This is a genomic window from Corynebacterium gottingense, assembly GCF_007559235.1.
Taxonomy (GTDB): domain Bacteria; phylum Actinomycetota; class Actinomycetes; order Mycobacteriales; family Mycobacteriaceae; genus Corynebacterium; species Corynebacterium gottingense.
Map to the genome: position 1 here is coordinate 14,940 of NZ_VMHH01000011.1, position 13,449 is coordinate 28,388.

14 protein-coding genes are annotated in these 13,449 nt (G+C 67.3%); 10 read left to right on the forward strand and 4 right to left on the reverse strand.

All coding sequences use genetic code 11. The features are described from left to right. Nucleotides 1-23: 23 nt before the first annotated feature. Nucleotides 24-1,250 carry a dicarboxylate/amino acid:cation symporter gene (locus FPH17_RS10360; protein WP_154880386.1) on the reverse strand — a complete coding sequence of 409 codons (1,227 nt, stop codon included), beginning with the start codon at nt 1,248-1,250 and terminating at the stop codon, nt 24-26. Nucleotides 1,251-1,483: 233 nt separating this feature from the next. Between FPH17_RS10360 and FPH17_RS10365 the strand changes: the two genes are divergently transcribed. From FPH17_RS10365 to FPH17_RS10400, 8 genes are all read left to right on the forward strand, one after another. Beyond that, complete coding sequence (locus FPH17_RS10365) at nt 1,484-1,945, forward strand: SdpI family protein (RefSeq protein WP_238397034.1); 462 nt, start codon at nt 1,484-1,486, stop codon at nt 1,943-1,945. Nucleotides 1,946-2,257: 312 nt separating this feature from the next. Next, nucleotides 2,258-3,844 (forward strand): anthranilate synthase component 1, encoded by a 1,587-nt coding sequence (locus FPH17_RS10370; protein ID WP_154880388.1) that lies wholly within the window; start codon nt 2,258-2,260, stop codon nt 3,842-3,844. After that, complete coding sequence (locus FPH17_RS10375) at nt 3,841-4,467, forward strand: glutamine amidotransferase-related protein (RefSeq protein WP_154880390.1); 627 nt, start codon at nt 3,841-3,843, stop codon at nt 4,465-4,467. Before FPH17_RS10370 ends, FPH17_RS10375 begins: the two co-directional genes overlap by 4 nt. After that, nucleotides 4,454-5,482, forward strand: coding sequence for an anthranilate phosphoribosyltransferase (gene trpD / locus FPH17_RS10380; RefSeq protein WP_154880392.1), 1,029 nt, complete (start codon nt 4,454-4,456; stop codon nt 5,480-5,482). The genes FPH17_RS10375 and trpD overlap by 14 nt, the downstream gene beginning before the upstream one ends. Before the next feature lie 10 nt (nt 5,483-5,492). After that, nucleotides 5,493-6,914: a bifunctional indole-3-glycerol-phosphate synthase TrpC/phosphoribosylanthranilate isomerase TrpF gene (gene trpCF, locus FPH17_RS10385; RefSeq protein WP_154880446.1), complete on the forward strand. Its 1,422-nt coding sequence runs from the start codon at nt 5,493-5,495 to the stop codon at nt 6,912-6,914. Further along, complete coding sequence (gene trpB / locus FPH17_RS10390; protein ID WP_154880394.1) at nt 6,907-8,154, forward strand: tryptophan synthase subunit beta; 1,248 nt, start codon at nt 6,907-6,909, stop codon at nt 8,152-8,154. The genes trpCF and trpB overlap by 8 nt, the downstream gene beginning before the upstream one ends. Nucleotide 8,155: 1 nt before the next feature. Further along, nucleotides 8,156-9,013: a tryptophan synthase subunit alpha gene (trpA, locus tag FPH17_RS10395; protein WP_154880396.1), complete on the forward strand. Its 858-nt coding sequence runs from the start codon at nt 8,156-8,158 to the stop codon at nt 9,011-9,013. Beyond that, complete coding sequence (locus tag FPH17_RS10400) at nt 9,010-9,384, forward strand: Rieske (2Fe-2S) protein (protein WP_095278640.1); 375 nt, start codon at nt 9,010-9,012, stop codon at nt 9,382-9,384. Before trpA ends, FPH17_RS10400 begins: the two co-directional genes overlap by 4 nt. Nucleotides 9,385-9,463: 79 nt before the next feature. Here the strand turns inward: FPH17_RS10400 and FPH17_RS10405 are convergent, their stop codons facing one another. Beyond that, complete coding sequence (locus FPH17_RS10405) at nt 9,464-10,564, reverse strand: NADH:flavin oxidoreductase/NADH oxidase (protein ID WP_238397035.1); 1,101 nt, start codon at nt 10,562-10,564, stop codon at nt 9,464-9,466. 23 nt (nt 10,565-10,587) lie between these two features. Between FPH17_RS10405 and FPH17_RS10410 the strand changes: the two genes are divergently transcribed. Together FPH17_RS10410 and FPH17_RS10415 are read left to right on the forward strand one after the other, a co-directional pair. After that, a complete protein-coding gene (locus tag FPH17_RS10410; protein ID WP_154880400.1) occupies nt 10,588-11,562 on the forward strand; it encodes a bile acid:sodium symporter family protein in 975 nt (324 codons plus the stop codon). Between the two features lie 6 nt (nt 11,563-11,568). Continuing rightward, the gene (locus FPH17_RS10415; RefSeq protein WP_095278643.1) at nt 11,569-11,889 is read left to right on the forward strand and encodes a hypothetical protein; all 321 of its coding nucleotides are present in this window, start codon (nt 11,569-11,571) and stop codon (nt 11,887-11,889) included. A 5-nt stretch (nt 11,890-11,894) separates the two neighbouring features. On the opposite strand, the gene FPH17_RS11960 is transcribed toward FPH17_RS10415, so the two are convergent. Next, nucleotides 11,895-12,068, reverse strand: coding sequence for a hypothetical protein (locus tag FPH17_RS11960; protein ID WP_167496817.1), 174 nt, complete (start codon nt 12,066-12,068; stop codon nt 11,895-11,897). Continuing rightward, a complete protein-coding gene (locus tag FPH17_RS10420) occupies nt 12,032-13,204 on the reverse strand; it encodes a hypothetical protein (protein ID WP_154880402.1) in 1,173 nt (390 codons plus the stop codon). Before FPH17_RS10420 ends, FPH17_RS11960 begins: the two co-directional genes overlap by 37 nt. Nucleotides 13,205-13,449: the final 245 nt, after the last annotated feature.

Consider the following 13,449-nt stretch of genomic DNA (forward strand, 5'->3'; position numbering starts at 1 on the left):
AAAGCAACCCAGCGGCCCAGCGGCTAGGAGTTTGCGGCGGGGGAGGGGGTCACGGTGGCGTTGTCAGGCGATTGCCCCTTGATCTTGCCGTGGGCGAACTTGTTGATCACCATGGCGATCGCGCCGTCGCCGGTGACGTTGGCGGCGGTGCCGAAGGAGTCGACGACGATGTACGCGGCGATCATCAGCGAGACCATGGATTCGTCGAAGCCGAGGTTGGCCTGCAGGAGACCGACGGCGGCCATGATGGCGCCGCCCGGGACGCCTGGCGCGGCGATCATCATGATGCCGAGCAGGAAGATGAAGCCGACGACCTGGCCGGGGGAGACGTCGAGGCCGCCCATGAACACGACCGCCAGGGCGTAGAGCATGATCTTCATCATCGAGCCGGACAGGTGGATCGTGGCGCAGAGGGGGACGATGAAGCCGGCGACGTCCTCGTCGACCTTGTTCTTCAGCGTCGAGTTGTAGGTCACCGGGATCGTCGCGGCAGACGAGGACGTGCCCAGCGCGGTGAAGTAGGCGGGCATCATATTCTTCATCGCAACGAAGGGGTTGCGGCCCGCGATCGCGCCGGCGGCCAGGTACTGCAGCATGAGGATGATCAGCGTCATCAGGATGGAGAGGACGAGGACGCTGCCGAACGCCGCCATGGTGGAACCGAAGTTCTCGTTCATCCCCAAGTTGAGGAAGGTCCCGAAGATGAAGAGCGGCAGCAGCGGCACGACGAAGCTCTTCACAATCTTCATGATGACGCCGTTGAGCTCGTCAAGTACCTCGTACATGGCGGTCGATTTCACCTGCGTCATGGCGATGCCGATGAAGAACGCGAGCAGCAGCGCCGACATGACCTCGAACGGCGCCGGCATTTCCACCTCGAAGTAGGGGCTGAGCCCGCCGGCCTCCGGGTCGTCCACGTTGGTAATCAGCTCGGACCCCTTGAGCAGGTGCGGGTAGACCACGGTGGCCGTGCCCCACGCAATCAGGCCGGAAATGATGGTGGAGCTGTACGCCACCCCGGCGGTAATGCCGAGCCACTTCCCCGCGCCGCGGCCGAGACCCGCGATGGCGGGCGCGATCAGCGCGAAGATCAGGACGGGGACGAAGAATCCGAGGAAGTTGGAAAACAGGCCGTTGAACGTGACAAAAACGCGTGCCAGCCAGTCGGGAAAGACAAAGCTGCACAGGAAGCCGAGGATGATGGCCACGACAACCCAAAACAGCAATGACTTCAAAACGTTCGATTTCATGGTTGGAACCTTTTGCAGTCACGGGACCGTGGACGGACCCGAAGATGTACAGGGAACGGACAGGGCGTTGTGCCTGTCCGTTGAATGTTATTGTTCCTTATTCACGGCCCGAATTGCGAACTTTCGCAAAATCTTTTCGGCCGCCAGCGGGCAGTCGCTTATCGACGCCCCCACGCCCCACCCAGCCGCCGCAAGAATTCGGCCCCACAGCCGGACCGGTTTATCCTATCCCTATGTCCCCGTTTGCAACCATGACCACGCTGAACATCGTCCTTGGCATCCTGTTCATCATTGGCGCGCTCCTCTTCCTCATCCCGGGCGCGATGGCCACCGCCGGCAAGCTTCCCGGCAATAACGTCATCGGCCTCCGCCTCCCGGAGGTGCGCAAGAACGAGAGCACGTGGGTCACCGCCCACCGCGTCGTCGGGCCTTTCGCCCTGCTGGCCGGCGTCGCTATGGCGATCGGCGCGGCGTTCGCCTTCATCGCGGAGGGCTGGGTCTGGGTCGCGCCGGCCGTCGCCCTCATCGCGGCGGTGGCCGCGTTCGCCGTCGGCGGCAACTACGGCACGAAGGCAGCCAAGCTTGCCGACGCCGCACTGCACGAGCCCGACGAGCCCGCCGAAGAAGCGCCGGCGCCCCAGGTGAACCTGGACGCGCTGCGCCGCGCGGCCGGAAAGGCCGACGGCAAGGAGTAGCGCCCCGCACCACCGCACCGCAATGTTTCACGTGAAACATTGCGGTTTTTGTTTGCCCGCGCACGGCGGCGCGCACTGGAATTACTTTCACGCCCACGCAGGACTTTCACCAAACTGCTGCGGATCGCGCGCCGACCCGCTACCGTAGCCCTTGTGACTTACATGACTCTGACCTACTGGTGGTGGCGCGCGTAGACGGCGTGCCACCGATTGTAGGTTCCCCATTTCACGGCCCGCCGGCTTGGACCAACTCAAGCACCGCGGGCCTTTCCGCTCCAGAGCCCTCGGTGTCAGCACACACGAAGGACGACAATGAGCAACCCCCCGAATACTCCGCCGGGCGCCGCGCCCCGGGTAACGCGCCGCGACGTGCGCTACCACGCGGACGCCGCAAGCCTGTTCGCCCACCTCGGCGGCACCACCACGCCCGACTCCGTGCTGCTTGAGTCAGCCGACATCACCACCCGCTCCGGGCTCCAGTCCGTCGCGGTGCTGCGCGCCTCCCTGCGCGTGACCTGCCAGGGCGACCGCGTCACCGCACTCCCGCTCACCGAGTCCGGCCGAGTGCTTGCCGCGCGGCTCCGCGAGCAGCTGGGGGAGTACCTCACCCCGGGCTCCGGGGCCGACGTCTACGCGTTCCCCGCCTCCGACGCCGCGGACGAGCGCGAACGCCTCACCGCCACCTCCACGGTGGAGGTCCTGCGCGCGCTGACCACCGGCGCCGGGTACGGCGACGAGGACTTCCCGCTGCTCGCCGGCGGCTTCGCCTACGACTACCTCGAGACCTTCGAGGACCTGCCACGGGTTGCCGACGGCGCAAACACGTACCCCGACTACCAGTACGTGCTCGCGGAGATCCTGCTGCGCATCGACCACCAATCCCAGACCGCGTACCTCGCAGGGGTGGACGCGGCCGGCGACGGCATCGACCTCGACGACCTCGCCGCGCGTATCGACGCCGCCGAGCCCGGCACCGCCGACGCGTACCAGCCGACCCCGAGCGCGGCCGGCACCTTGCGCGTGCGTACCGACATCTCGGACGAACGGTTCTGCGCTGACGTCGATAAGCTCAAAGGCAACATTGCCAACGGCGACATCTACCAGGTGGTGCCGGCGCGCAGCTTTATCACCGAGTGCGCCGACGCCTTCGCCGCCTACCTGCAGCTGCGCGCGACCAACCCGTCGCCGTACATGTTCTACCTCCGGGGCGTGGACACGCGCGGGGAGGCGTACGAGCTCTTCGGCGCCTCGCCGGAGTCCAACCTGAAGTACACCCAGGCCAACCGCGAGGTCCAGCTGTACCCGATCGCCGGCACCCACCCGCGCGGCCTGGCCGAGGACGGCTCGATCGACCACGAGCTGGATACGCGCATGGAGCTGCAGCTGCGCACCGACGCCAAGGAGGTCGCGGAGCACACCATGCTGGTGGACCTGGCGCGTAACGACGCCGCCCGCGTGGCCGCTCCGGGCACCCGCAGGGTGGTCGATCTGCTGCAGGTGGACCGGTACTCGCGGGTGATGCACCTGGTCTCGCGGGTCACGGCCGAGCTGGCCGGGGACCTCGACGCCCTCGACGCCTACCGCGCCTGCATGAACATGGGCACGCTCACCGGCGCCCCGAAGCTGCGCGCGACTTCGCTGCTGCGCGAGCTGGAGGGGCACCGCCGCGGTTCCTACGGCGGTGCGGTCGGGTACCTGCAGGGCAACGGCGACATGGATACCTGCATCGTAATCCGTTCCGCCTACGTATCCGGCGGCACCGCCGTGGTGCAGGCCGGGGCCGGTGTGGTGCGCGATTCCAACCCGCAATCCGAGGCCGACGAGACGCTGCACAAGGCCTACGCGGTGCTCAACGCGATCGCGCTGGCGGCCGATGCCGAACTGGAGGTGGAGAAATGATCGCCCTGCTGGATAACCAGGACTCGTTTGTGTACAACCTGGTCGACGCGCTCGCTGAGTATGACTCAACCGTGTTCCGCAACACCGTCAGCGCCGACACCGTGCTCGCTAATGAGCCGGACTTAATAGTGCTGTCGCCCGGGCCCGGCTACCCCGCGGACGCCGGGTGCATGGCCGAGCTCATCGACCGGGCTCAGGGGCGGATCCCCATCCTCGGTATCTGCCTGGGGTACCAGGCCCTGGTCGAGCACTTCGGGGGAGCGGTGCGGCCGTGCGGGCCGGTGCATGGGGCGTCGATAAGCATGGCCCTCACGGACGCCGGCCAGGTCTCGCCGCTGTTTGCGGGCATGACCGTGGACGACATCCCGGGGCAGCGTGGGCGGCTCGTGCCGGTGGCGCGCTACCACTCGCTGGGCGCCACCGCCGTGCCGGCGGGGATGCACGCCCTCGCGCACACCGCCACCGACATCGGCGACGTGGTCATGACCGCGGCGAGCGACGACGGCATGTCCCTTGGCCTGCAGTTTCACCCCGAATCCATCCTCACCCCGGCAGGGCCGACGATGCTGCGGCGCAGCGTGGACCTGCTACTGAAGAAAGGAACGAACAATGGCAACCGATAAATCGCTCGCAATCCTCAAGCGCTTCCTGGACAACCATGCACCCTCGCTGGAAGAGGCAGTCGAGGCGTTCACCCCACTCACGGTGGGCGATTACGACGACGTCCACATCGCTGCGCTGCTCGCCACCATCCGCACCCGCGGCGAGACCTTCGCCGACGTGGCGGGCGCGGCTCGCGCGTTCCTCGCGGCCGGCCGGCCGTTCCCCGTGACGGGGGAGGGGCTCATGGACACCGCGGGCACCGGCGGCGACGGCGCGAACACCATCAACATCACCACGGCCGCCTCGCTGGTCGCGGCCGCGGGCGGGGTGAAGATGATCAAGTGCGGCAACCGCTCGGTATCGTCCAAGTCCGGATCGGCCGACGTGCTCGAGGCGCTGAACATCCCGCTGGACCTGGACCCGGAGCGCGCCGTGCGCCAGTTCGAGTCCTCCAACTTCACGTTCCTGTTCGCGCCGGCGTACAACCCGGCGATCGCGCACGTGCAGCCGGTGCGCAAGGCGCTCGGCGTGTCCACGCTCTTCAACACGATGGGCCCGCTGCTGTCGCCGGCGCGTCCCGAGTTCCAAATCATGGGCATTGCCAACCCGGCGCAAGGCCAGCTCATCGCGGAAACCATGCGCGAGCTCGGGCGCGGCCGCGCCATGGTCGTCCACGGGGCGGGCACCGACGAGCTCGCGGTCCACGGCGAGTCGCAAATCTGGGAGCTCGACCGCGACGGCACGATCACCCACACCACCGTTACCCCGGAGGAGCTCGGCCTCGCGCGGCACTCGCTGGAGGACCTGCGCGGCGGCGACGGGGAAGCGAACGCTGCGGCGATGCGCGCCACCTTTGCCGGCGAAGGCCCGCAGGCGCACCGCGACGCCGTCGCCGCCACCGCTGGCGCCATGTTCTATCTCTACGGCACCACCGACACCATCGCCGACGGCGTGCAGCACGCGCTCGCACTGCTTGCCGACGCCACCGTGCACACCTGGTTGCGCCGCCACGAGGAGGCTGACTACAGTGCCTAAGCCTGCCGGGATGCCCACGGTGCTAGAGGATATTGTCGAGGGGCGAAAGGGTCACCTTGACGAAATCCGGCAGCGTGTCGGCCACGTCGATTTCGACACGTTACCCAAATCGGAGCGCTCCCTCTACGACAACCTCAAGCAGGAGGGGACAAGCTTCATCATGGAGTGCAAGTCCTCCTCACCCTCGCTGGGCCTGATCCGCGACCACTACGAGCCAGGCGCTATCGCGCGCATCTACTCCCGGTACGCCGCCGGCATCTCGGTGCTGTGCGAGCCGGACCGCTTCGGCGGGGACTACGACCACCTGGCGACGGTGGCGTCGAGCACCCACCTGCCGGTGTTGTGCAAGGACTTCATCATCGACGAGGTCCAGGTCTACGCCGCCCGCTACTACGGCGCGGACGCCATCCTCCTCATGCTGTCGGTGTTGGACGACGCCACCTATGCCCGCTTGTCCGCGCTCGCGGGCTCGCTTGGGATGGACGTGCTCACCGAGGTGATCGACGAGGAGGAGGCGGCGCGCGCCACCCGGCTCGGGGCGCGCATCTTCGGCGTCAACCACAGGAACCTCCACGATCTGTCCATCGATCTCACGCGCTCGGCGCGGCTGGCCACGCTCGCGCCCGAGGGGGCGGCGGTAGTTGCCGAGTCGGGCATCCGCGACGCCGAGACCGTGCGCCATCTCGGCATCCACGCCGACGGCTTCCTCGTCGGCTCGCAGCTGACCGGCCAGGCGGACGTCGACCTCGCCGCCCGCGAGCTGGTGTACGGGCCGAACAAGGTCTGCGGCCTCACCTCCTGGTCGGCGGCGCAGGCGGCCAAGGCGGCGGGCGCCGTCTACGGCGGCCTCATCTTCGAGCAGGCGAGCCCCCGCAATGTTTCACGTGAAACATCGGCGGACATTATCGCGCACGAGCCGGGCTTGAAGTACGTGGCGGTGTCGCGGCGGACCTCCGGGTACGGCGACCTCATCCAGCCCGGCATCGCCGCCGTCCAGGTCCACGCGCCCTTTCAAGGGTCGATCGAGGCGGAGCGCGACCTCGTCGGCCGCGTGCGCGGGGAGGTCGGCGCCAGCATCGAGGTGTGGCGCGCGGTTTCCATGAGCGCCGGCGGTGGGGGCGAAGTCGCGCTGGGGCTGCAGGGGAGCGCGGACAAGCTTGTGCTCGACGCGCGCGACGGGGGCTCTGGCGAGACCTTCCGCTGGGCCGACATCCCGGCCGAAGTACGCGGCGACGCGCTGCTCGCCGGCGGTCTCCACCCCGGCAACCTCGAGGACGCGCTCAGCGTTGGCTGCGCGGGCGTGGACCTGAACTCCGGGGTGGAGTACCCGGCGGGCGCCGGCGCGTGGGCCGGGCGGAAGGACGCAGGGGCGCTGCGGCGCGCATTCGACATCATTGGCAATTACCACTACCCAAGGACGGATAATGAGTGATTACACACACGGCGGCAGCACGATTCTGCCCGCCTACTACGGCGAGTTCGGCGGCCAGTACGTGCCGGAGTCGCTCCTCCCCGCGCTCGACCAACTCGAGCGCGCCTTCGTCGACGCATTTGCAGATGAAGCGTTCATGGCGGAGTACCGCGGCCTGCTGCGCGACTACCTCGGGCGCCCAACGCCCCTGACGGAGTGCCGGAACCTCCCGCTCGATGGCGCCAACGCGCGGATCTTTCTCAAACGCGAAGATCTCGTCCACGGCGGCGCGCACAAGACGAACCAGGTGATCGGCCAGGCGCTCCTGGCCAAGAAGATGGGCAAGACCCGCATCATCGCGGAGACAGGCGCCGGCCAGCACGGCACCGCGACGGCGCTCGCGTGCGCGCTGCTGGGCCTGGACTGCGTGATCTACATGGGCAAGGTCGACATGGCGCGCCAGGAGCCCAACGTCTACCGGATGCGGCTCATGGGCGCGGAAGTCATCGGCGTGGACACGGGCGCCGGCACGCTCAAGGACGCGGTGAACGAGGCGCTCCGCGACTGGACCGCCACTTTCCACGAGTCCCACTACCTGCTCGGCACGGCGGCGGGCCCGCACCCGTTCCCCAAGATTGTGAAGGAGTTCCACCGCGTCATCTCCGCCGAGGCGAAGGCGCAGATGCAGGAGCGCGTTGGCGCGCTGCCGGATGTGGTCTGCGCCTGCGTCGGCGGCGGCTCGAACGCGATCGGCATGTTCGCCGACTTCATCGACGAGCCCGCCGTCGAGCTCGTCGGCGTTGAGCCCGGGGGAGAGGGTGTCGGCGTGGGCAAGCACGGAGCCGCGATCGCCGCCGGCACCGTGGGCATCCTCCACGGCACGCGCTCATACCTTATCCGCGACGCCGACGGGCAAGTGGAGGAGTCCTACTCCATCTCCGCCGGGCTTGACTACCCCGCCGTCGGCCCCGAGCACGCGCACCTGGCCAAGTCCGGGCGCGCTCGGTACGTCCCCGTCACCGATGAGGCGGCGCTGCGCGCGTTCCAGATGCTGTCTCGGTACGAGGGCATCATCCCGGCCCTCGAGTCCTCGCACGCGCTCGCGTACGCGCTCGACCGCGCCGCCTCGCACCCGCGCGATGCAGAGCCGCTGACTATCCTCGTGTCGCTCTCGGGCCGCGGCGACAAGGACGTCGCGCACGTCCGCGCGACCCTGGAGGACCACCCGGACTGGGTGATTGCACGGAAGGAGACCAACTAAGATGCCCACCCCTACTACGTCACGTTACGATTCAACGTTCGCGGCACTACAGGCGAAGGGCGAGGGGGCGTTCGTCCCCTTCGTCATGCTGTCCGACCCCACTCCCGAGGACGCGCTGCGCATTATCGACGCCGTCGTGAACGCCGGAGCCGACGCCCTGGAACTCGGCGTTCCGTTCTCCGACCCGGTCGCGGACGGCCCCGCGATCCAGGCGGCCCACGTGCGTGCGCTGGACGGAGGCGCGAGCATCGATAAGGCTCTCGCGCAAGTGCGGACCATCCGCGAGCGCTACCCGGATCTCCCCATCGGCATGCTCGTCTACGCCAACGTCGCCTACGTGCGGGGGCTGGACGAGTTTTACGCGGCGTTCCGCGAGGCGGGCGCGGATAGCGTGCTCCTGCCCGACGTGCCCGTGCGCGAGTCGGCAGCGTTCAGCGCGGCGGCGGAGGCGGCGGGCATCTGCCCGATCTACATCGCACCCGCAAAGGCGACCGCGCAGACGCTCGAGGGGGTGGCGGCGCAGTCCCGCGGCTACATCTACGCCATCTCCCGTGACGGCGTGACCGGGGCCGACAAGGCCGCATCGGTGGAGGGTCTGCGCGAGGTGGTGGACAACCTGCAGTCGTACGGTGGGGCGCCGGTGCTGCTTGGCTTCGGCATCTCAACTCCGCAGCACGTCGCCGACGCGATCGCGGCCGGAGCGGCAGGCGCGATTACCGGCTCCGCTATCGCCAACATCGTGGCCAAGTACACTGAGCACGCACACCCCGAGCCGGCGCGGATTACAGACATCGACGCGCTCACCAGGGAACTATCCGCCTACGTCGCACAGATGAAAGAGGCTACGATAAAGGCATGACTTGTTCACGACGCCTCTTCCTCCTCGGCACTGCCACCACCTTCGCCGGCGCGTTCCTCGCCGCCTGCGGCGAGCCCCCGAGCGAGGAGGTAGCCAAGACCGCGGTCCCCGTGGGCAGCTCGGTCATCCTCGACCACTTCATCATCGCCCAGCCGACCGCCGGCGAGTACGTCGCCTATTCTTCGGTCTGCCCGCACCAGCAGCAGAAGATCACCGTCGTAGAGGGCGAGAACGTGAAATGCACTGCGCACGGCTCCGTGTTCAATACCGCGACGGGTGAGAAGGTGTCCGGCCCCTCCGTGGCGGGGCTGCGAGAAGTGCCGTTGGAGGATCAGGGCGAAAACCTCGTGGCGACCGACGGCCAGGTCTAGTTTCACCCAGATACCCCATTACAGCGACCCCCAACGGTTGGCATTCCAATCGTTGGGGATCTCAACTATCTCGGCGCACTTACTCCTGTAGTGCCGCCCGGTCCCATCCGCGGAAGTACGAATCCGGGTACGGCAGTTCTTCGGGCGCCACACCGAGTTCCCGCAGCGCGTCGATGGCCCACTCGGCGTTGCGCAGCGCCGCGCGACCGATGAGGACCGCGTCGGCCTCTTCGCGGTCGAGGATGGCTTGGGTCTGGGTGGCGTCGACAAGCATGCCCACCGCGGCGGTGGGGAGTCCGGAGGCCTCGCGCACGCGGCGGGCGAAGTCGACCTGGTACCCGGGCGCAGCGGGGATGTCGGCCGGGACGTTGCCGCCGGTGGAGACGTCGATGAGGTCCACGCCTGCCTCAGCGAGCAGGGGAGCGAGGCGCTCCGAGTCCTCCGCGCGCCAGCCGTCGGGCTCGACCCAGTCGGTGGCGGAGAGGCGCACGAGCAGCGGCATGCCCTCGGGGATGGCCGCGCGGACAGCGTCGACGACCTCCCGCAGGAGGCGGGTGCGGCCGTCGAAGTCGCCGCCGTACTCGTCGTCGCGCTCGTTGGACATCGGGGAGAGGAACTGGTGGAGCAGGTAACCGTGCGCGCCGTGGATCTCCACGAGGTCGAACCCGGCGTCGACAGCGTGCTTCGCGGCCTGGGCAAACTCGCCGGGCACTGCGCGAACCTCCTCCAGCGTCATCGCGCGGGGGACGGCCTGCCCGTCCGCTGCGATCGCGCTCGGGCCGAGCGTTTCCCAGCCACCCTCCTCCGGCGGCACCGTGCCGCGACCCTTGTTGTCGGGCAGCATGGGGTAGGTCGACGCCTTCCGGCCCGCGTGGCCCAGCTGGATACCCATCGCCGCACCCATCTCGTGCACGAACTCCACGATCGGCGCCCAGGCCTTCGCGTGTTCGTCGGACCAAATACCCGCGCAGAACGGGGAGATGCGTCCCTCGGGTACCACGCCGGAGGCCTCCGCAATGATGAGCCCGAAGCCGCCGGCGGCGCGCGCCCCGTAGTGCACCATGTGCCAGGACCGCGGGATGCCGTCGCGCCCGCTCGCCTGGTATTGGCACATCGGCGGCAGCCAAATGCGGTTGCGGATTTCCAAGTCCCGGAGTGTCAATTTGTCGCTCAATCGCATGCGCCCCAGCATAGACTTCAACCATGCCAAAATTCCGCACCCGCATCGACCCCCTAGTCGCCGGCATTATCGTCTCGGCCCTCATCGCGTTCGTCCTGCCCGCGCGGGGCGCATTCGCCGACGGATTCAGCGTCGCGGTCAAGCTTGCGATCGCGCTCCTCTTCTTTCTCTACGGCGCGCGCCTCTCCACCCGCGAGGCCCTCAACGGCCTGACCCACTGGAGGCTCCACGCCGCTATCCTCGCGTGCACGTTCGTCGTGTACCCGCTCATCGGCATGCTCCTTCGCCCGCTCTCCGCGGTCGTTTCGCCGGAGCTCTACCAGGGCATCCTCTTTCTCACGCTCGTCCCGTCGACAGTCCAATCCTCCGTCGCGCTCACCGGCATCGCGCGCGGCAACGTCAGCGGCGCGGTCGTCGCCGCGAGCCTCTCATCGCTCGTCGGCGTGGTCGCCACCCCGCTCCTCGCCATGCTGCTCATGCGCTCGAGCGGGGGAGTGCTTATCGACGCCTCCGTCTTCCTCGACATCTCCATCCAACTCCTCCTCCCGTTCCTCCTCGGCCAACTGGCCCACAACTTCCAGCCCCCGATCCGCGAGATCGCCGCGTCTAAGGCGACCAAGATCGTGGACCGCGGGTCAATCTGGATGGTCGTCTACTCGGCGTTCTCCCAAGGCGTTGTCGCCGGAGTGTGGACGCAGCTGCCGCTTTGGCAGATTCTGTTTCTCATCGTGTTCGCGGCGGCCCTCGTCGTGGCAATGCTGTGGGTGACGGGCTGGGTGCCGAGCAAGCTCGGGTTCAACCGCGCGGACACCGTGGCCATCCAGCAGTGCGGGACGCAGAAATCGTTGGCCACGGGCCTGCCCATGGCCTCGGTGATGTTTGGCGGGGCGACCCTGGGCACCCTCATTATTCCGCTCATGATCTACCACATGACGCAGCTGGTGATCTGCTCCTCCTACGTCTCGCGCTACGCTGGTGCAGACGAATCGCAACACTAGAAGGAGATGTTTCACGTGAAACATTACGTGCGCATCCACTACCAGGTTCCGGAGCTCGGGGGAGAGCTGCTCAACATTGCGGAACTGGAGGAGATCTCGAGCGACCGCTGCACCATGGTCCGCATGATCGAGCTCGACCCGAACGAGACCATCACCGGCGTGTACACGGAGGGGCGCGTCATCGGCCAGGCCAACGAGCCGATGGGCGCGGTCCCGCACCCCGACTCCTACGACGCGCTGGAGGGCATCACCTCCACTCGCCTGACCCGGATGGAGTTCGAGGGGCTCTGGGGCGAGGCGAAGGTGAAGTTCCCGGAGATCGGGTAGGGGAGCTACCCGAGCAGGTCGTCGAAAAGCAGCTCCCTGAGCTTGGCGTAGGTGACCTCGTATGAGGCCGAATTCTTGCCGACGGTTTGCGGGTTCCAGTTGGCCATCTCGATGATCGGCTTCAGCGCGCCGACGAGCTTGGTCAGGTTGCCCGGCACTCCAGCGGCGGCTTGTGCCATGTCAGGCGCCCGGCCTCGGCGTCGTCTTTGATCAGCGCCTGGATGCTGAACAGGAGCGGGATGAGGTAGCCGGCCGGCGGCACCTCGTGCTCGACAAGCTGGTTGGTGACCAAGGTGCGGTTCGCACCCTTCGACGTCTTCTTCACCGCGCCGATACGCCCGAATGACCCACCGTTCTCGTTATAGGCGTCCTTGAAGCCGGTGTAGATGTAGCCGTCGAGCACCACGTAGCTCTTCCCGTCGTCTGTCTTCTCGACCGCGCCGTCCGCCTCGACCAGGTCGGTGAAGCGCTGCAGCGACGCCGCCTTGCTGGAGTACGCGGAGGTTGGCGTGATCGGCTTGATGCCGTAGTTGCCGAGCGTCGGCACCTTGCCCAGCGAGACCCACAGCAGCGAGACGAGCATCCGGGGGTCGATCCGCTTGTTGTCGTTGGTGCTCCACGTGACCTGGTCGGCCAGCTCGGCGGGCATGGACTCCTTGAGGAAGTCGAAAACGCCGCTCTTGTTCGCGATCGCGTCGGCGGCCAACTGCGCGTTCTGGTTGCGGTTCGCGCAGATACCCATGATGAGGTTGTTGAACTCGGCGAGGCCGTCGCCGACCTCCGGGCCCGCGAGAGGCGCGATGATCTCCAGCGGCACGAGCGCGTCGAGGGTGGGGGAGGTGTCCTGGCGCAGTGCCTTGAGCGCCGCAGTGTGTTCGGCCCAGACTTCCTTGAGCTGGTCCCAGAACTTCACCTTCCGCAGCGCCTTCTCGCTCACGCCGACCTCGCCGAGGAGCACCAGCGCGATAGCCATCAGGTTGTGGCCGCCGCCGAGGACGCCTTCGCGGTCCGGGTCGGCGAAGTGGAGCTGGAAGCGGTCGCGATCGCGCTCGACCACGTCCGAGGATCCGATCAGGATGCCTTTGGAGTAGAAGGGGAGCATCTCCGGCGCAGTCTGGATCGTCTGCATGATGTCCTCGGTAATCGTCGTGCGTTTCGGACGACGGGGGTTTGCCGCCAGATCCTCGATGCTTATGAGGTCGACCAGATTCTTGGTCGTCAGCGCGACGCCGATGCGGTAGAGCGGGCCGACGTTGGCGTCGTTGCGCAGCTCGACCTTGAAGGTGACGGGTTTGTCTTGAGTGTCTACAGACATGGTGCATTCCTTGCCTGTTGGGGTGTTCAACACACGACTGTGTATGCACCGACCCCAGAGGTTCCGGAATCCACCTGGCCGTCCGGCCACGTTCAGCCCACCGCCCTATCCTGGGCAGTTCACGTTGTCGACGTGCCGACCTCGTGTCGTCCACTGCACTCGAGCATGAGCGCCTATTCCGCGATATGCAACCCTCTATATGGTGTTATATTTCACGGTTTAGGCGTAAGACACTTTAGCGATTG